20 protein-coding genes are annotated in these 17,792 nt (G+C 43.5%); 14 read left to right on the top strand and 6 right to left on the bottom strand.

The genetic code is table 11. The annotated features are described in order from the left end of the window. Positions 1–26: 26 nt before the first annotated feature. Positions 27–1,178 carry an AI-2E family transporter gene (locus tag CHH58_RS14040; RefSeq protein ID WP_095230638.1) on the bottom strand — a complete coding sequence of 384 codons (1,152 nt, stop codon included), beginning with the start codon at positions 1,176–1,178 and terminating at the stop codon, positions 27–29. Positions 1,179–1,502: 324 nt separating this feature from the next. Beyond that, a complete protein-coding gene (locus tag CHH58_RS14045) occupies positions 1,503–2,399 on the bottom strand; it encodes a TIGR01777 family oxidoreductase (protein ID WP_095262706.1) in 897 nt (298 codons plus the stop codon). 86 nt (positions 2,400–2,485) lie between these two features. On the opposite strand from CHH58_RS14045, the gene recX reads away from it, so the two are divergent. Then, positions 2,486–3,313: a recombination regulator RecX gene (gene recX / locus CHH58_RS14050; RefSeq protein ID WP_095262707.1), complete on the top strand. Its 828-nt coding sequence runs from the start codon at positions 2,486–2,488 to the stop codon at positions 3,311–3,313. A gap of 18 nt (positions 3,314–3,331) precedes the next feature. Further along, positions 3,332–3,661 carry a YfhH family protein gene (locus CHH58_RS14055; protein ID WP_095233407.1) on the top strand — a complete coding sequence of 110 codons (330 nt, stop codon included), beginning with the start codon at positions 3,332–3,334 and terminating at the stop codon, positions 3,659–3,661. 29 nt (positions 3,662–3,690) lie between these two features. Here the strand turns inward: CHH58_RS14055 and CHH58_RS14060 are convergent, their stop codons facing one another. Then, positions 3,691–3,855 (bottom strand): YpzG family protein, encoded by a 165-nt coding sequence (locus CHH58_RS14060; RefSeq protein WP_095230634.1) that lies wholly within the window; start codon positions 3,853–3,855, stop codon positions 3,691–3,693. 105 nt (positions 3,856–3,960) lie between these two features. Between CHH58_RS14060 and CHH58_RS14065 the strand changes: the two genes are divergently transcribed. Then, positions 3,961–4,224, top strand: a complete 264-nt coding sequence (locus tag CHH58_RS14065) for a YfhJ family protein (RefSeq protein WP_095218680.1) — start codon at positions 3,961–3,963, stop codon at positions 4,222–4,224. 28 nt (positions 4,225–4,252) lie between these two features. Here the strand turns inward: CHH58_RS14065 and CHH58_RS14070 are convergent, their stop codons facing one another. Beyond that, positions 4,253–5,248, bottom strand: coding sequence for a metal-dependent hydrolase (locus tag CHH58_RS14070; RefSeq protein WP_095233409.1), 996 nt, complete (start codon positions 5,246–5,248; stop codon positions 4,253–4,255). Positions 5,249–5,320: 72 nt separating this feature from the next. Between CHH58_RS14070 and mutY the strand changes: the two genes are divergently transcribed. The 4 genes from mutY (at position 5,321) to CHH58_RS14090 (ending at position 9,281) form a co-directional block, all read left to right on the top strand. Then, positions 5,321–6,406, top strand: a complete 1,086-nt coding sequence (mutY, locus tag CHH58_RS14075; protein ID WP_095233410.1) for an A/G-specific adenine glycosylase — start codon at positions 5,321–5,323, stop codon at positions 6,404–6,406. Between the two features lie 65 nt (positions 6,407–6,471). After that, on the top strand, positions 6,472–6,726 hold the full coding sequence (locus CHH58_RS14080) for a gamma-type small acid-soluble spore protein (RefSeq protein WP_095230738.1): 255 nt from the start codon (positions 6,472–6,474) through the stop codon (positions 6,724–6,726). A gap of 183 nt (positions 6,727–6,909) precedes the next feature. Further along, on the top strand, positions 6,910–7,437 hold the full coding sequence (ntdP, locus tag CHH58_RS14085) for a nucleoside tri-diphosphate phosphatase (protein WP_095230631.1): 528 nt from the start codon (positions 6,910–6,912) through the stop codon (positions 7,435–7,437). A 74-nt stretch (positions 7,438–7,511) separates the two neighbouring features. Continuing rightward, positions 7,512–9,281, top strand: a complete 1,770-nt coding sequence (locus tag CHH58_RS14090) for an ABC transporter ATP-binding protein (RefSeq protein WP_095233411.1) — start codon at positions 7,512–7,514, stop codon at positions 9,279–9,281. Between the two features lie 270 nt (positions 9,282–9,551). Here the strand turns inward: CHH58_RS14090 and CHH58_RS14095 are convergent, their stop codons facing one another. Then, positions 9,552–10,619, bottom strand: a complete 1,068-nt coding sequence (locus CHH58_RS14095; protein WP_095230629.1) for an FUSC family protein — start codon at positions 10,617–10,619, stop codon at positions 9,552–9,554. A gap of 144 nt (positions 10,620–10,763) precedes the next feature. Next, entirely contained in the window at positions 10,764–12,053 is a 1,290-nt protein-coding gene (locus tag CHH58_RS14100) for a glutamate-1-semialdehyde 2,1-aminomutase (protein WP_095233413.1), read from the bottom strand. 127 nt (positions 12,054–12,180) lie between these two features. Between CHH58_RS14100 and CHH58_RS14105 the strand changes: the two genes are divergently transcribed. The 7 genes from CHH58_RS14105 to CHH58_RS14135 all read left to right on the top strand — a co-directional run bounded on the left by CHH58_RS14105 (position 12,181) and on the right by CHH58_RS14135 (position 17,568). Then, positions 12,181–12,606 carry an ion channel gene (locus CHH58_RS14105; RefSeq protein ID WP_249275143.1) on the top strand — a complete coding sequence of 142 codons (426 nt, stop codon included), beginning with the start codon at positions 12,181–12,183 and terminating at the stop codon, positions 12,604–12,606. 62 nt (positions 12,607–12,668) lie between these two features. Then, a complete protein-coding gene (gene bcp / locus CHH58_RS14110) occupies positions 12,669–13,136 on the top strand; it encodes a thioredoxin-dependent thiol peroxidase (protein ID WP_095230626.1) in 468 nt (155 codons plus the stop codon). A 73-nt stretch (positions 13,137–13,209) separates the two neighbouring features. Then, positions 13,210–14,307 carry an aminopeptidase gene (locus tag CHH58_RS14115; protein ID WP_095262708.1) on the top strand — a complete coding sequence of 366 codons (1,098 nt, stop codon included), beginning with the start codon at positions 13,210–13,212 and terminating at the stop codon, positions 14,305–14,307. Positions 14,308–14,487: 180 nt separating this feature from the next. After that, entirely contained in the window at positions 14,488–15,444 is a 957-nt protein-coding gene (locus CHH58_RS14120) for a D-2-hydroxyacid dehydrogenase (RefSeq protein ID WP_095230624.1), read from the top strand. After that, positions 15,444–15,989, top strand: coding sequence for a cob(I)yrinic acid a,c-diamide adenosyltransferase (locus CHH58_RS14125; protein WP_095230623.1), 546 nt, complete (start codon positions 15,444–15,446; stop codon positions 15,987–15,989). Before CHH58_RS14120 ends, CHH58_RS14125 begins: the two co-directional genes overlap by 1 nt. A gap of 120 nt (positions 15,990–16,109) precedes the next feature. Then, entirely contained in the window at positions 16,110–16,553 is a 444-nt protein-coding gene (perR, locus tag CHH58_RS14130; RefSeq protein WP_095218668.1) for a peroxide-responsive transcriptional repressor PerR, read from the top strand. Between the two features lie 142 nt (positions 16,554–16,695). Continuing rightward, positions 16,696–17,568, top strand: a complete 873-nt coding sequence (locus CHH58_RS14135; RefSeq protein ID WP_095233416.1) for a nucleotidyltransferase-like protein — start codon at positions 16,696–16,698, stop codon at positions 17,566–17,568. The last annotated feature ends 224 nt before the right edge of the window (positions 17,569–17,792 follow it).

Here is a 17,792-nt window from a genome sequence, read left to right on the forward strand (position 1 = left end):
AGGAGCTGCGAGATGCAGCTCCTGTTTTAGTTTGTTTTGGTTGTTTCTTCATATAGATGTGATCTCTTTTTGAACCAATGGAAGGTATGCGTGACGATGACCTTCAGAATCGCATATCCCGGAACGGCTAAGATAACGCCAACTACGCCGAATAGATTTCCGGCAGTAAGGATAACGAATATGATTGTAATTGGGTGTACGCGAATGTTTCTGCCCATAATCTGCGGTGTGATCAGCTTTCCTTCTACTAACTGAACAACCGTCCAGACAATGATCAGCTTCAGGAGCATGAACGGCGATGTAACAATCGCAATGATGATCGCAGGTGTAATGGCTATCGCTGGTCCAAGATAAGGAACAACACTAGTGAACGCCGCGATGACGGCAAGTACTGGTGCGTAATCAAGACCAATGATCAAATAGCCGATATACAGCAGGATACCAATGACAAAGCTGACAATTATCTGACCGCGTATGTAGGAACTGATCTGATGGTTCATCTCTGACATTACTTCGAAAGTTTGGCTGCGAAAGCGTACTGGAAGCAATTTTAAAATATAGACTGGCAGTTTCTTGCCATCCTTCAGTAAATAGAAGAGGATGAAAGGCACTGTTACAATAGCTATGATTACTTCTGTTACTGCGCCGACAAAGCTCGTCAAGTTAGTGAACAAATTATTCAGCATACTAGTTCCGCGAGTCTGTAACTCATTCAGAATCTGATTGAAATCAAAATTGCCTGATTGCTGAATCTGATTGACTATATTACTGCCTGTTATAGATTGGACCACGTCAATGCCTTGCTCAAAATAGTCGGTACTATTTTCAATCAAGCTCAATGTCTGTTCCTTCAGTACAGGAATAACTAAGCTGATAAGAATTGTCAGTAATCCAATGATAACAAGGTAGAGGACGATGATGGAATAAATGCGTTTCACACGCTTTTTCTCTAGGTAATTGACTATCGGCACTGTCAAATAATAGACAATACCGGTTAATATGATGGGCAATATAATTGTTTTCACGATGACGACAATTGGTGTGAAAATAAATGATACTCGTGAATAGATGAGTACATTCAGCCCGATGATGAAAAGAATCAGCATCGCGATGACAAATTTATTATTCAGGAAAAATTTGCTGAATTTCCCCGGTTTGGTACGTTGTAGATCTGGCATGGCAATCCTCTCCTCTTTGGCCCGCTGTTCCGTAATTCTATCGTTCCTTCTATCGTTCTATCATTATAGCCTAATATAAAGGCGAATAACCGTTATGTTTATTTTAATCTTATGTACTGAATTAATCTACTTAAGTACTCGATGTAAAGTAAGATTAAGTGTTATTAATTTAATTAGGTGAATTATTAACAACATTATCCACAGTAACATCTTTGTAAAATAAACTAAAAATAGACTTATGCACATTATCCACAACTTTGGGTTAGATAATTGTGCACAAGTCAGTTGGTACTAACATAATGTCAGTATACATCATGCAGATAATTATAAAGCTTGTTCCAACGCATCGGATAAGGCAGGGAATCGGAATTGGTACCCATTGTCGAGCGCTTTTTTCGGATAAACACATTGTCCTTCGAGAACTAACGTGCTCATTTCACCCAAAGCTTTCTGTATGACTGGAGCTGGTGCTGCAGTCCAATAAGGGCGATGCAGTGTCTTGGCTAGTGTCTTGCTGAAATCCTTATTCCGTCGCGGAGAGGGAGCAGTTACGTTGAGCGGTCCTTTGATGGAATCCTGTTCGATTGCATAAGCAATCAACCCTGCTGCATCTAGAACATGGATCCAGGAAAGCCATTGTTCACCGCTGCCTATCTTACCGCCTGCGAAATAACGGAAAGGCAGCTGCATGAGCGGAAGTGCTCCTTTATCACCCAAAACAATGCCAAAGCGTGCAAGTACAGTCCGGATTCCGAGACTTTTTGCTTGCTTGGCGGTTTCTTCCCACTCATATGTCACGTCTGCCAGAAAATCCTGTCCGCGCTTCGTTGTATCTTCGGTGAAAGCATCTTGTTCGCTTGTACCGTAATAGCCGACAGCAGAACCGCTGACGAAGACTTTCGGCTTCTTCGACATTTTCCCGATCATATCAACAAGTGTTTCCGTAGCTTCCAAGCGGCTGCTTCTGATATCTTCCTTTTTTTCCTTGGTCCACTTGCCGAATAGGCTGGTTCCAGCCAGGTTGACGACAGCATCAATCTCCGGAAGCTGGGAAAGTGGATCGAATCCTTTTTTCAGCCAGCCAATATACGTGACTTGTTTTGTATCCAGTTTTTTCTCTGGTGATCGAGTAAGGATATACACATGATGTCCCTTCTCAATCAGTGTCTCTGCCAGCTGCTTTCCGACGAAACCCGTTCCGCCGCTAATGACGATATTCATGATTGATTCCTCCTTTTATATTAGGTGAGCTTACAATTTTGTATGGTGTCATTTCGTGTTAAAATAGAGACACAGAGGTGTCGAATATGGTGAAAATCACGAAAATCACGACCCAAAAAAATAATATCGGGCGCTATAATATCTTTCTCGACAACGGCAAAGGTGAAAAGTTTGGCTTCGGTCTCGATGAAGATGTCCTGATCACTAGCGGTATCACCAAAGGACAGGAAATATCCGAGGAAGCTTTGCAGTCGATTATTGAAAAAGATGCTGCACATAAGTGTTTTACCCTTGCTATACAATATCTAAGCTACCGGATGCGCTCCAAAAAAGAAATAAAAACGTATTTGCTGAAGAAGGAGCAGAATCCAACACATGTCGATGAGACTCTAACCAGGTTGGAGGAACAGGGATATACCGATGATGCCGCTTTTGCCGGCGCTTTTGTTCGAACGAAGGTGAATACGACAAGTAAAGGTCCGCGTGTCATCCGAAAGGAATTGCAGGAAAAAGGTATTAATGGGGCCACGGCAGATCAAGCGATGACGTATTACACATTCGAAAAAGAGCTGGAGAAAGCTGTCAAGCTTGCCGGTTCGAAACTGCAGACAAAAGCAAAGAAATCTCATCAGGAGAAAATTCAGCAGGCACAGCAGCAGCTGCTTTCGAAAGGCTTTTCAAGTGCTGCTGCCAAGGAAGCAGTGTCCTTGGCACTCTCGGATGCAGATCAGGATACAGATGCAGAGCTTGAGGCTGTCCGATATCAGGGAGACAAGCTTTTGCGCAAATATGCGCAAAAAGCGGAAGGCTACGAGCTAAATCAGAAAATTAAGATGGCGCTTTATCGAAAGGGCTTCCCGATGGAACTGATCCAGAAGTATATTGAGGAAGCTAAAGAAAAAGACCTTTACTAACGGAAAGCAGGTGTAAAAATGCAATTACGTTATAGTGACTTGACAGTGGAGCAATTGAAGGAAGAAATGAAACAGCTGAAGATTCAGCAACAGAAGGCTGAGCAAATGGGGAATTTCAGTGAATATCAGATTTTGGAGCGTAAACGGCAGATGGCCAAAGCTTATACGATAAATCCGGATGAATACAAGCCAGGTGCGACGTATCAAATTAAGGGTGATCGGTCGCATGTCTTTACGATCGATTATCTAAATGGTGTCTTTGCCTGGGGATATCGACGTCAAGGTAGTGAAAAAGGACTAGAACTGGAAGCTTTACCGATCAGTGTGCTCGGCAGGGAGACTATGTAATTGCCTCGGCTGAAAAGCCGAGGTATATTTTATCTGCGGTTTTTCTTTACTGCTTGAGTACGGATAATGATATCAGTCTGTGTTTGCTGCGTTTCCCCATTCACCTGGTTATTCGCATGCTTCGCTGTAGTGCGGGGAGACTGAATAACGGAATTGATGGTGCCTGTTTTAGAAAAACGATCAAACTTGGACATTTTATCTGCCTCCTCGAGCAAGAGATTGGATGCCCCGCAGTACTTCTAGCTTGTGCTTATTTTTTTCTAATATGTTGGGATTTTGATGGAAGGGAAGAAAGATGAATGGAAAATAAATTCCGTGAGCTTGCTGCACTTTTGCAGCAGCAGAACGAACGATTGACAATAGATGAGGCTCGGACATGGGTTGAGATTCTTTGGGAGGATTTCGAGGCAACGCGTGCAAAGGCCGGCCGTAAATATCAAGGACAGGAAATGACAGAGGCGATTGTGCGTCAGTGGATCCAGCATTATGGTCCGCGATTGGATGAATTCCTCGACAGTAATCCCAAGTACCATCATCTATTCATGGAACGAAGACAACAATAAAAAAACCTGGAGAAAAAATCTCCAGGTTTTATAATGCAGACGGATTGTCATCTGTAACCAGTTTTCGCTGCAGCTTCTGTTCGGAGAATATCCACCCTGTATAGGAGCTCATCACTTGATGATTATCATCGATTTGAACGACTGCTTTGAATGGATAATGCTGTGCGCTATTGTGGTATCGAAGGTCAATCAGCCGCAACTCTGTGAAATCATCATACATGTTTACTTCCCATGTGAAAACAGGGGAGAAGCTGAGAAAGGCTGCAATATTCTTATCTTCTCTGGCAACTTCTATCAGTTCATTATCAGGCAAGGGCTTCCGTTCGAATTCGTCAATGATGCGAAGCTGCCAATTCTCTACTTTTCCGACATAAAAACGATCTGGAGCCGTAATGGCAACACGCCAAAATGCTTGTTTCATTGTTGGTGAAGTGGCGATAATTTGAGCATTAGGTATTTTTTCTTTCACTTGTTTAATGATTCGTCGCTTATCCAAGTAACGCTTCACATAGTACAGGACAAGGATCGCGTAAATAACGGCAAATGTAGGGCCAGGTTCCAAGCCGATTAGCCAAAGCACAATACCAATCGCATTCATCGCGAAGATGAAGGGATCAAATGTGTTAATAAAGCCATAAGCTACCCAGCGTCGGGTGAATGGCCGGTACGCCTGTGTGCCGTAAGCGTTAAAAACATCGACAAATACATGCAGCACAACGGCCCCGAATGTCCAAAGCCATAAATGCAGGAAGTTAATTTCTGGTACTAACACGTACAGCAGCAAGGAAATCGCAAGTCCCCATAATATGACAGCGGGGATTGAATGCGTAATTCCCCGGTGGTTTCGTAAATAAGAAGCATTGTTGCGTAATTTCAATACTGTATCAAAGTCGGGTGCCTGTGAACCAAGGATCGTGCCAGCAAGTACTGCATTGAACAATACAGGATCTTGGTGAACAGCAGGATCGAGTGTGGCAAGCCCGCCTAGGGCTATTCCCATTACGATATGGGTACCAGTGTCCATCTTAATGTCCTCCTTCTGATGAAACCAAACCACCTAATACTTTTAATATTGTAACACGGAGCGTGAGTGAATTTGCAATTAGACGATCTACATGTTAAGTTTCAGCATTTTTCTATAGATTTATTTCAAGATGATTTAATTAATTGGTTCCAGCAGGAAAAACGTGCACTGCCTTGGCGCGAAAATCAGGATCCGTACCGAATTTGGGTATCGGAAATTATGCTCCAGCAAACGAAGGTGGATACGGTAATACCATACTTTCATCGTTTTATGGAACGCTTTCCGACAATCCAGGCACTAGCCGAAGCGGATGAGCAGGACGTTTTAAAAGCGTGGGAAGGCTTAGGATACTATTCCCGAGCTCGGAATCTTCAAACCGCTGTACGTGAGGTGTCAGAGACATACGACGGCAAAGTACCAGACAACGTGGAAGAGCTTGGTAAGCTTAAGGGCGTTGGACCGTATACAAAGGGTGCCATACTTAGTATCGCGTACGGAATTCCGCAGCCGGCAGTCGATGGGAATGTTATGCGGGTCTTATCCAGAATTCTGTTGATAACCGAAGACATTGCAAAGCCGAAAGCAAGAAAGATATTCGAGGCGGCAGTTGAAGAAATGATTTCCCATAGAAATCCTTCTGCATTCAACCAAGGATTGATGGAACTTGGTGCACTTATCTGTACACCGAAAAAGCCTGCATGTTTATTATGTCCGGTGCAGTCGCATTGTACAGCATTTAAGCAAGGATTGCAGGAGGAGCTTCCGATTAAATCAAAAGGCAAGAAGCAGAAAACGATGCCATACCTTTCTGTTGTTGTGGAAAACGAACAAGGAGAGGTACTTATTGAAAAACGGCCGGAGTTAGGCTTATTAGCGAATTTGTGGCAATTCCCGATGGCAGATGCAACGGAGGTTTCCTTGGAGCAGCTTGCGTATTGGTTCCAGCTTGAATATGGGATTGCTATTAAGCTAGAGGAGACTTTGCAGCCTGTCCGGCACATTTTCTCCCATATCATTTGGGAAGTGATTGTCTTGCGTGCAACGACAAAAGACAAACTACCGGAGCAGGGCAGATTCGTTGCTCTGTCTGATATAGATGATTATCCATTTCCAGTTCCGCATCAGAAAATTCTGCAGCAAATTCACATACCAGAATAAACCAATTTCTTTTTTGGATAACTACGTCACATTCAGGAGAAAGTAATGTGGCGGAGGTGATAACGATGAACAAAAAGACACAATCTGGTACTGATGTAAACCAAGTAAAACAACAAAACCAGAAGTCCCGTCAAGGTGGTTCTAGCCAACAATACGGCACTGAATTTGCTTCTGAGACAGACGTACAGCAGGTTCAACAACAGAACCAGCAGTCTCGTCAGAAAGCAACTGGCGGTTCTAGCCAACAATTCGGTACTGAGTTTGCTTCTGAGACAGACGTACAGCAAGTTCAGCAGCAAAACCAACAGTCCCGCAAGTAAAAAGACGGACATCGTCCGAACTGTTACTTTCGTATGAACGGAGCCCTTCAGCACTCGCTGGAGGGCTCTTTTATTTTTGCTTGGGCAACTATCAGCGTTTTTCATTTCCATTGTGTCTGAAATATCTTTATAATATAAAGAAACCATCTTACATAGGACAATAACAAAGGAAGGAAGATTCGCATGGCTGGCCCAGAGGCAGGAACGAAAATTCAGATACACAGCTTTAAGCATAATGGCCAGCTCCATCGGGTATGGGAAAGCAGCACAGTATTGAAGAGTACGGCAGAAATCCTGATTGGTGCCAATGATCGGACGATGGTCACGGAAAGCGACGGACGGACGTGGATCACGCGCGAACCAGCCATTGTTTATTTTCATGCGAAGTACTGGTTCAATATTATCGGTATGCTGCGTACAGACGGCATTTATTATTATTGTAATATCAGCTCCCCGTATGTTTATGATGGGGAAGCACTAAAGTATATCGATTATGATCTGGATATCAAGATCTATCCCGATATGACATTTACGCTGCTGGATGAAGATGAATTCAATGTACACAAGCGCCAAATGAATTATCCACCCGAAATCGAACGAATCCTGTGGAACCAGGTCGATATTCTGATTAGCTGGATCAGGCAAGGAAAAGGACCGTTTTCACCCGATTTCATCGATACATGGTATGAGCTGTTCCTAACCTACAGATAAATAACATAAGGTGATAAATCCTTGCCGGAAGCGGCAGGGATTTATCATTGTGCACAACAGAGAGGTGATATGTGTTGAGCAGTACAAGACGGTATTTACAATTTGTAAAGCCGTATAAATGGAAAATTATTTTTACGATTCTGATTGGTATCGTTAAGTTCGCAATACCTTTATTGATTCCATTGATTTTAGGATATGTAGTCGATCATGTCGTTAATGCAGATTTATCTACGGCTGATAAAGTTAATCGGTTGTTATGGTTGCTTGGCAGTTCCTTGATTGTCTTTCTCATCGTGCGTCCGCCGATTGAGTACTATCGACAATATCTGGCGCAATGGACAGGGAACCGGGTGCTCTATGATATCCGGAATCAGCTTTTTGATCACATCCAGCGCTTGAGTCTACGCTATTATTCCCAAACAAAAACTGGGGAAATTATTTCTCGTGTCATCAATGACGTTGAACAGACAAAAAACTTCATTATGACAGGTCTGATGAATGTATGGCTTGATTTGGCTACGATTGTCATTGCGGTTGGTATTATGTTCACGATGGATGTGTCACTCACATTGGTCGCAATTGTCTTATTTCCTGTATATGGTGTGGCAATCAAGTATTTCTATGAGCGTCTCCGCAGTCTGACAAGGCAGCGTTCGCAAGCTTTGGCAGAAGTGCAGGGACATCTACATGAACGGGTACAGGGCATCCCTGTTACACGAAGCTTTGCGCTTGAGGAGTATGAACAAAAGCAGTTTGATGCGCAAAACCGTAATTTTCTAGAGAGCGCCATTCAGCATACGACCTGGAACGCCAAAACTTTTGCGGTAACGAATACGATTACGGACTTGGCGCCGCTGCTCGTTATTGGATATGCTGCATATGAAGTTATCCAGGGTAATCTGACATTAGGAACGATGGTTGCCTTTGCAGGCTTCATGGACCGTGTTTACAGCCCGCTCCGCCGACTAGTGAACTCTTCTACAACACTGACGCAAGCAGTCGCATCAATGGATCGGGTCTTCGAATTTATTGATGAGAAATATGATATTGAAGATAAGCCAGCAGCAGCGAAGCTGACTAAGGTTGATGGGCATGTGTCTTTTGAAAATGTTTCCTTCCGTTATGGTGAAGGTGAAGAGCTTGTGCTTAAGGATATCTCACTAGATGTGAAACAAGGAGAGACAATCGCCTTTGTCGGAATGAGCGGAGGCGGTAAATCAACAATCGTCAGTCTAATTCCGCGGTTTTATGATGTGACGGACGGACGAATAACCATTGACGGGACAGATATCCGTGATGTCCAGTCGCGTTCCTTACGTGATAAAATCGGTATGGTGCTGCAGGATAATATCCTGTTCAGTGAGTCTGTCGAGATGAATATCAAACTCGGAAGCCCTGAAGCAACACATGAAGAAGTAGTTGCTGCTGCAAAAGCAGCCAATGCCCATGACTTTATCGAGCATCTAACCGAAGGATACGAAACCCTTGTAGGGGAGCGCGGCGTTAAGCTATCTGGCGGACAAAAACAACGAATCGCTATCGCGCGTATCTTCTTAAAGAATCCGCCGATACTCATCCTTGATGAAGCGACATCTGCACTTGATCTGGAGAGCGAACATCTGATTCAGGAAGCCCTGGAGAAGCTTGCATCGGATCGGACTACCTTTATCGTTGCCCATCGACTAGCAACAATTACACATGCAGACCGCATCGTCGTTGTGCAGGATGGACAGATTGTAGAGCAAGGATCGCATGTTGATCTGATGACACTTCAAGGTAATTACTTTAACCTTTATCAGATACAGCATTTGGATGAGGATTCAGGTACATTGAGTACAACTTAAAAAAAGGATAGATGGACAGGTGGATTCCTGCTCATTTATCCTTTTTTTGTTAAGTTGATACGTACAGAATTATATTATTGTAAATAAAATAACAAGAATAATGGTATAAAGGAGAAGAATAAATTTAATAACGGCTAAAAGTTCCCCTTAGTTTAAGGATAAGGGAAATCTGAAAAGATGGCTTTCCAAAAATCACAATAACAGAGTCCTTCTAGAAAATTAGTATATAAAACAATAAATAAAGTACATCACTCACATGAGCGATGTACTTTATTCCTTCGGCATGACTACCGTAGAATCCTCGTTATGGTATTTTAAGTAGCTGTTTAATAGTCGCTTCAGTCTGTCTAGTTCTCTGTGATATTCCATCAGTCGAGAAGCGAGAGGAAGGAAGAGCATCTTCTCTTCAATTTCCTTGTTTTCGAATACGTGGATAAGCAGGTCGACAAGTGCCGGGATGTCCGGATCGAGCGTTTCGCGGAAATTGCTGTCTTCCTGCTGGTGCTTGATGCGTCCCATTGCGCTTAAGATCAGTTTTTCATGCGACATGATTGCTTTATCGAGTTCTTCGACGAATGTATCACTTGAGCGTGTCGGAAGCTCAGTCATCTTATCGCCAAGGTCATAAACTTCCTGCAAAATACCGTGTGACTGCTTCAAGGTCGTGATCAGCTGACGAAAGACGACTAGCTTCCGAGCCTTCACAAGTTTTTGTTTTTTCGTGTAAGTTCTTTCCTCCGTGAAACGGGTATAGATATCGTCTATTTTCTGGATTTCCGATTCAATCCTGGCTATTTCGTCCTTCAGTGCTGGCTGATCGGACCAACTGCGGGTCGCAACCCGGAGCCATTGCAGGATTTCGGTACTAAATTGATCGATTTTCTGCAGCAAAACGACTTCATACTTAGGAGGTAGAAAAACGAGATTCACGAAGAAAGCGGACAGAATACCTAATGTCAGTGTCGAGAATCGCAGCAGTGCGAAAGGAAGGAAATCCATATCGCTCGTATTCTCCATTACCGAAACGAGTGATACAATCGCAATAACGCTTTCCCGTATTTTCAGGCTTACACATAGTCCAATTGTCAGGATGGCGGAAACGCCAATGATGATCGGTTCGGTTCCGAATGTATAGAACATTGCAATGGCAACGACCAGACCAACTACATTTCCCTTCACCTGATCCATGAGTCCGATATAGGATTGATAAACGGACTGCCGCATTGAAAAGGCAGCTCCGATTGCAGCGAATACCGGCGCTAAGCCAAGTAATGTCGCTGCATATAAGGCAAGTGTGATTGCCACGCCAGTTTTTAGCATTCTGGCACCAAGTTTCATAGTCTTGGATCCTCCGTTCTTTCCTTGAAAAACTATTCTATATGATGTTACACGAATGCTCCTAGATAATAAAGTATTTACTGAAGAAAAGTTTCAGACCAAAAAAAGGCATCAGCGAAAGTGCTGATGCCTTTAAGAATACCCTTATTTCATCTGTTCGAAGCTTGTTTTCACAGCTTCGAGTGTACGATTGATATCTTCTTCTGTATGAGCTGTCGTGATAAACCATGCTTCATATTTGGATGGAGCTAAGTTGATACCCTGTTCCAGCATAAGCTGGAAAAATTGAGCAAACTTTTCGCCGTCAGAGGCAGAAGCTTGTACATAATTTTTTACTTTCTCATCGGTGAAGTATACGGCAAGCGCACCCTTCAAACGATTGACAGTAATCGTTACGCCTGCATCTTTAGCATGCTGCAAGATTCCAGCTTCCAATTTTGCGCCGAGCTCTTCGAAGCGATCATACACTCCTGGCTGCTGCAGCACTTCCAGGCAAGCGATACCTGCTGCCATACTGGCAGGATTTCCGGCCATTGTTCCAGCTTGATAAGCAGGACCTAGCGGAGCTACCTGATCCATGATTTCTTTCTTACCGCCGTATGCACCGATTGGCAGACCGCCGCCAATGATTTTACCCATTGCTGTCAGATCCGGCTCAACACCGAGAAGCTGCTGGGCACTGCCGTACGTGAAACGGAACGCAGTGATGACTTCATCGTAAATGACAAGTGCTCCCTTAGCATGCGCATATTCATTCACTTTCTCGAGGAACCCTGGCTCTGGTGTTACGATACCGAAGTTTCCGACGATCGGTTCAACGAGGATACCGGCAATTTGGTCGCCCCATTTTTCCAAAGCATCGTACAATGCTTGCGGGTCATTGAATGGGACGGTGATCATATCTGCTGCGATTGACGCTGGAACGCCAGCGGAGTCCGGTGTACCTAATGTAGATGGACCTGATCCTGCTTCTACAAGTACTGGGTCGGAGTGGCCATGATAGCAGCCGGCAAACTTGATCAGTTTATTGCGTCCGGTATAGGCACGAGCAACTCGGATCGTCGTCATGACTGCCTCTGTACCGGAGTTAGTGAAACGGACTTTATGCAAGGAAGGAATAGCTTCCTTCAGCATTTGGGCGAATTGGTTTTCCAGGCGCGTCGGTGTTCCGTACAATACACCGTTTTGAGCCGCCTTCGTGATAGCTTCTGTAATATGAGGATGCGCATGTCCAGTGATAATCGGGCCATATGCAGCCAAAAAGTCAATGTACTTGTTGCCATCTACGTCCCAGAAATAAGCACCCTCTGCTTTCTCCATATAAACTGGAGAACCGCCGCCGACTGCTTTGAAGGAGCGGGATGGGGAATTCACACCGCCGACAATATGCTCCTGAGCTTCTTTATGTAATTGTTCTGATTTGGTCTTATTCATAATAGGTAAACCTCCGTAAATTTCTCTTATCCAGTATAGCATATGCGCAACAAGTCATCGAAAAAAGCGCCTTGCTGCACATAGTCGGGACATGCCGCTCGTAAACTAATAGAGCGGAGGGATGTACATGGTGTTTGTATTGGTGATAGTGATATTTTTTGCCCTGATCGGCTGTATGTATTCCTTTTTCAAACATGAGGTAAGAGGCTCCTCAATATTTTCCGTGGACTTGTTCTTATCTTTGTTATTTCTATATATAAGTGTCATGCTCGCTTTCGGCTTGATTTATTTTATCCTGTCAATCGAGGGCATCGTGCTTGCAGAAGGAGGCGACTTAATCGATTCATCTCTTGCGGGTTCCTTGATGCACTCGATCTATTTCAGCGGCGTCACGTTACTCACTGTAGGCTACGGAGATATTCTGCCTGTAGGAGTTGGACGTTTCCTAGCGTTGATTGAAGCATTGATCGGATACCTTCTGCCTTCGGGACTTGTATTGAAAGTATGGCAGCACACGGTTGTAAGGCAGAAGATGAATGGGGAAGGAGATTAGTTGTGCTCCTTGCTTAAATCGGATAGGCTAAGAATATATCAGAAACTAGAGGAGGCCTATTTATGACAATTGAAATTGGCAAAGCAGCACCTAGCTTCACCTTACCTGCGACGAACGGTGAAATCGTATCACTGCAGGACTTCAAAGGGAAAAACATCGTACTTTATTTCTATCCAAAAGATAATACACCAGGCTGCACGACAGAAGCATGCAGCTTCCGTGATAATCATGAGAAATTCACCGACTTGAATGCAGTCATCATCGGTGTTAGCCCAGACCCGGTTGAAAGCCATGAGAAATTCATAAACAAATTCGATCTGCCATTTCTTTTGCTTGCAGACGTAGACCACGCTGTTGCGGAAGATTACGAATGCTGGAAGTTGAAAAAGAACTTTGGTAAAGAGTATTACGGAATTGAACGCTCTACTTTCATTATTGATAAAGAAGGGAATCTCCAGAAGGAATTCCGCAAAGTGAAAGTAGATGGTCATACAGAAGAAGCGCTGGAGTTCATCCGGCAAAACCTGTAACAAAATCTGCGGTCCAATGTACATACATTGGATCGCTTTTTTGATAATATGGAAAATAAAGGGGGTTGATACTGTGAAAGATCCACGTCTTAATAAACTGGCTAAGCTGCTTTTATCTCATAGTTTACAGCTTGGTGATAAAGAGAAAGTAATAATTAGCGCTGTTCCATCCAGTAAACCGCTTGTGAAAGAAATTATGAAAGAGGCATATGCGTTGGGGGTCATTCCGTTTATTATTTGGCAAGAGGAAGAGACAAACCGGATAATGTTGGAGCATGCTCCAGATGAACAGTTCCGCTTACAGGATAAATGGTTCCTAGAACTGTTTAAGAATGCCGATGCTTTTCTTGCCATCCAGGGAGAAGAAAATGACGCGGAGTTTGGCAGCGTCCCAAGTGACCAGTTCGTCAAGCATGGGAAACTGATGAAGACTTCTGATGATTATCTATACGAAAACCTGAAATGGGTCCTATTCGAATATCCAACACCAGGAGCGGCGCAGAAGGCAAAAATGAACTTTGATCAATTTTACGATTATGTACTCGATGTAAGCACGGTCGACTATGATGCAATGCATCAAGCGCAGCAGCCATTAAAAGATTTGATGGAGCGGACAGATCGAGTTCGTATTGTTGGTCCTGGAACAGATATTACATTTTCTATAAATGACATTCCTGCGGTCATTTGTGCAGGTACGCATAATGTACCGGATGGAGAAGTATACACTGCACCTGTCAAAGACAGTGTGAATGGTACGATTACATATAATACGCCAAGCCCTTACCAGGGTGTGGTCCACCAGAATGTATCTCTGACATTTAAAGAAGGGAAGATTGTTGAGGCAATTTCCGATCATGCGGATAAATTGAATGAAGTGCTGGATACAGATGAAGGAGCTCGTTACATCGGTGAGTTCGCATTAGGTCTGAATCCTGTGATCAAGGAGCCAATGGGGAATATCCTCTTCGATGAAAAGATATCTGGAAGTCTCCATTTCACACCAGGGGATTCCTATGATGAAACCGAAAACGGCAACAGCTCTTCTGTGCATTGGGATATGGTTCTTATTCAGCGCTCGGAATACGGCGGCGGAGATGTTTATTTCGATGATGTTCTTATTCGCAAGGACGGATTATTTGTGCTGGAAGAACTGAAAGGACTCAATCCGTGACAAGCGCATATACCGGAGGAGAATTGTGCGCATATAGTACATTATGAAACCTCCCCTACATGAAAATTGGCTCAGGCGTTTACCGTCTGGGCTTTTTTTATGTAGGATGTCGCTTTTCGTGTGGAATGGAAAAGGGTTATAGTAGAAGAAGGTAAACAAACTTTCTTGGAGGGGATACATATGCAAGTATTAGTTGCGGTGAAATTAGATCAGAAAATGAAACAGCATTTCGAAAGCTCTTATCCAAGTGTGACATTCCACTTCAGTTCCTCAAAGGAAGAAACAGAGAAGCTGGTGAAGGATGCAGACGTTTTGGTTACTGGCGGAAATGGAGCAGATGAAGCATCACTCCGTACAGCAGATAAATTGAAGTGGATCATGGTAATTTCAGCAGGAGTCGATTACCTGCCGCTGGATATTATCGCTGAGAAAGGTATCATGCTGACAAACGCAAATGGTATCCATCGTATCCAGATGGCGGAATATGCGATTTCGTCCATCCTTGCAGTTGCCCGCAACGAACGGGCTTTTCTGAAGAAGCAGGAAGAGCATGTATGGGATAAGGATATAATGATAGACGAAATAACAGCGAAAAAACTAGTCGTCGTCGGAGCTGGTGCGATTGGCCAGGAAGTGGCGCGTTTAGGGAAAGCATTCCGTATGCATACAATCGGTGTGAGCCGCAGTGGATCTCCAAAAGACCATTTTGATGAAGTGTATAAACAGACTGATATCGAAACAGTTTTGCCTCATGCGGATTACCTGATTTCCATCCTTCCAAGTACGAAAGAAACGAAGTACTTCTATAAAGAGAATCATTTTGATCTTATGCCAAAGCATGCAGTGTTCCTTAACATGGGACGCGGAGATGCAGTAGCTATGGATGTTTTGCTGGATGCATTGAATGAAGAGAAAATAAAGGCAGCAGTATTGGATGTCTTCGAGGAAGAGCCGCTTTCGGAAGATCACCCATTCTGGGATCATGAACGAGTCATACTTACTCCGCATATGGCCGGTAAAACTCCTTATTACACAGAACGAGCAATGGATGTTTTTGAAAAGAACTTAGATATATACACAAATGAAGAAGCTGAGAAGCAGTATATAAATAAAATCGATTTAGACAGAGGATACTAATGAAGATTTATACCAAAAACGGAGATAAGGGAGAGACTTCTCTTATTTATGGATCACGAGTTCCGAAAGACCACCCGCGAGTCGAGGCTTATGGCACATTGGATGAAGCTAATGCTGCAATCGGAACAGCTGTGAGTCTTTTGACTGCAGAAAACGATGCTTTTAAAGAATCATTGCAACGTGTTCAGACGCTGCTATTCCATGCGGGAGCTGAACTCGCGACACCAGCTGAAAAAGAAGTGCAATGGAAATTAAAGCCGAAGCACACAAAAGATATAGAGGCTGAGATTGATCGATGGACATTAGAGCTTCCGCTGCTGAAGCAATTTATTCTGCCGGGAGGCTGTCCCAGTGCGGCTGCCCTGCATCAGGCACGGACAATCGTACGACGGTCCGAAAGATTGATCGTTTCCATGACGGAGGAGAATCGTAACGATGAAGTATTGCGGTTTATCAATCGTTTGTCTGACTATCTTTTTGTTGCCGCCAGGTATGCAAATCTTCTTCATGAGACAGAAGAGGTACTGCTCGTCCCGGATATTTGAAGGAAACGATGGTTTTTTATTGACAAGATAAGGGAGACCCCTTTACAATTTAGAAGAAGTATAATGTAATAATAGTCATCGTTTAGATAAATGTCTTATTTACAAGTGAAAGCGAGGTGCATGACGGTGTCTGAACAGAGATTACAAGCAGCAGTGGAGCGATTAAAAGAATCTGGCGTCAGAATAACACCACAGCGTCATGCGGTGCTTGAGTTCTTGCTGAATTCCAAGATCCATCCTACCGCTGATGATATATATCGAGCGCTAGAGGATAAGTTTCCGAATATGAGCGTAGCGACGGTCTATAATAATCTTCGTGTGTTCCGTGAAAACGGGTTGGTGCGTGAGTTGACCTATGGAGATTCTTCCAGCCGATTCGATTGTGAGACAGAAGAACATTACCACTTGATTTGCGATCAATGTGGAAAGATTGTCGATTTCCATTACCCAAGCCTTTATGAAGTAGAGAAGCTCGCTGCCCAGGTTACAAACTTCGATGTGACCCATCATCGTTTGGAATTATACGGGACGTGCCCGGATTGTCAGCAAACAACCAAGCATTAACCTCAGCGAAATTCTTCTATAGATAGAAAAGCCTTTGTCACATTGTGATGAAGGTTTTTCTTTTGTCAGGTAAAAAAGGATTTTGGAGAAATATGTTGAATAACTACTAAAATATATAGAATTACATTGCGGAGGGATCGCCTTGGAGAACATTCTTCGTCCGATTTATCAGGAACGTGCAAGTATGCCGAATACATTGGGTATCATCTTAGTGGAAAAGACGAGGCCGGTGAGCCCGACAACAGATAACTTCGATATGATTCTGCTAGTAATTGTCAAACACTCAGAAGAACCATGGTTTACGAAACACTATAGTTATGAAGGGAAAATAGCAGCAATGCATATTGTCGAAGAGACGCTCCTTCATTATTGGATTGATACTAGTACATATCGGCGGGCAGTCGAATGGATCTTCGAGGGGAAAGTCGTCTTTGATCGGAATGAATATATCGATAATCTGAAAAATGAGCTGGCGAGTTTTCCTTATGAAAAGCGCAAGCTGAAAATGACAATTGAATTTGCCAAGCTTATTCGTTCTTATGCAGAAACGAAGGATCTCCATGACAGCGGGCAATATCTTGATGCATATACACGGATGGTACGATGTCTGCATTACTTGGCGAGGCTGTCTATTATTGAAAAAGGACATCATCCGGAAGTCACCGTCTGGAATCAAGTGCGTAGAATAGATTCGGAAGTATATAAGCTTTGCGAAGAATTCATTCAAAGTAAGGAAGAAACAGATCAGCGTGTGCAGCTTATGCTCCTTGCCGTCAATGTTGCCATCAATGCCAGATCGCACTCTGCTGCTGAGCATCTTCTCCGTGTCATGCGCATGAAGGATGGAGCTTGGACCTTCGGGGAATTGAAAAACAGACCGGAAGTGGAAGCATATGCGGCTGATTTGAGCGCTCTTCTTAACTACTTGGAGGAGAAGGAGATCATTGAAGCGGTGCTAACAGAAACAAAAGGCAAGGCTTTATATCATCGGGAGTATCGAATCAAAGAATTATGATAAAAAATGTGAGGGGATGGCTATTGGTATAATTCATGCTGTCCTCTCAGAAATACCAATGCTGATGTGGTATTAGGATAGCTACTATGGTAAGCTAATCTGGCTGTGTTCAGCATATCGGAATGAAATTGAGAATTTTATAAAAAAACTGTTGACGATGATTTAGAGTACATGTTATATTTATATGCGTCGCCAAGGAGCAACAACGGCCGACAAACAAGAAA

It is taken from the genome of Terribacillus saccharophilus, from assembly GCF_002272745.1.
GTDB lineage: Bacteria > Bacillota > Bacilli > Bacillales > Amphibacillaceae > Terribacillus > Terribacillus saccharophilus_B.

Bases quoted from the DNA above. Each gene is read 5' to 3' on its own strand.
- CHH58_RS14060 (WP_095230634.1), bottom strand. From the start codon at position 3,855: ATGTCCAAGTTTGATCGTTTTTCTAAAACAGGCACCATCAATTCCGTT.
- CHH58_RS14105 (WP_249275143.1), top strand. From the start codon at position 12,181: ATGGTGTTTGTATTGGTGATAGTGATATTTTTTGCCCTGATCGGCTGT.
- CHH58_RS14095 (WP_095230629.1), bottom strand. From the start codon at position 10,619: ATGAAACTTGGTGCCAGAATGCTAAAAACTGGCGTGGCAATCACACTT.
- perR (WP_095218668.1), top strand. From the start codon at position 16,110: ATGACGGTGTCTGAACAGAGATTACAAGCAGCAGTGGAGCGATTAAAA.
- CHH58_RS14125 (WP_095230623.1), top strand. From the start codon at position 15,444: ATGAAGATTTATACCAAAAACGGAGATAAGGGAGAGACTTCTCTTATT.
- recX (WP_095262707.1), top strand. From the start codon at position 2,486: ATGGTGAAAATCACGAAAATCACGACCCAAAAAAATAATATCGGGCGC.
- CHH58_RS14070 (WP_095233409.1), bottom strand. From the start codon at position 5,248: ATGGACACTGGTACCCATATCGTAATGGGAATAGCCCTAGGCGGGCTT.
- CHH58_RS14100 (WP_095233413.1), bottom strand. From the start codon at position 12,053: ATGAATAAGACCAAATCAGAACAATTACATAAAGAAGCTCAGGAGCAT.
- CHH58_RS14040 (WP_095230638.1), bottom strand. From the start codon at position 1,178: ATGCCAGATCTACAACGTACCAAACCGGGGAAATTCAGCAAATTTTTC.
- CHH58_RS14120 (WP_095230624.1), top strand. From the start codon at position 14,488: ATGCAAGTATTAGTTGCGGTGAAATTAGATCAGAAAATGAAACAGCAT.
- ntdP (WP_095230631.1), top strand. From the start codon at position 6,910: ATGGCTGGCCCAGAGGCAGGAACGAAAATTCAGATACACAGCTTTAAG.
- bcp (WP_095230626.1), top strand. From the start codon at position 12,669: ATGACAATTGAAATTGGCAAAGCAGCACCTAGCTTCACCTTACCTGCG.
- CHH58_RS14065 (WP_095218680.1), top strand. From the start codon at position 3,961: ATGGAAAATAAATTCCGTGAGCTTGCTGCACTTTTGCAGCAGCAGAAC.
- CHH58_RS14055 (WP_095233407.1), top strand. From the start codon at position 3,332: ATGCAATTACGTTATAGTGACTTGACAGTGGAGCAATTGAAGGAAGAA.
- CHH58_RS14080 (WP_095230738.1), top strand. From the start codon at position 6,472: ATGAACAAAAAGACACAATCTGGTACTGATGTAAACCAAGTAAAACAA.
- CHH58_RS14045 (WP_095262706.1), bottom strand. From the start codon at position 2,399: ATGAATATCGTCATTAGCGGCGGAACGGGTTTCGTCGGAAAGCAGCTG.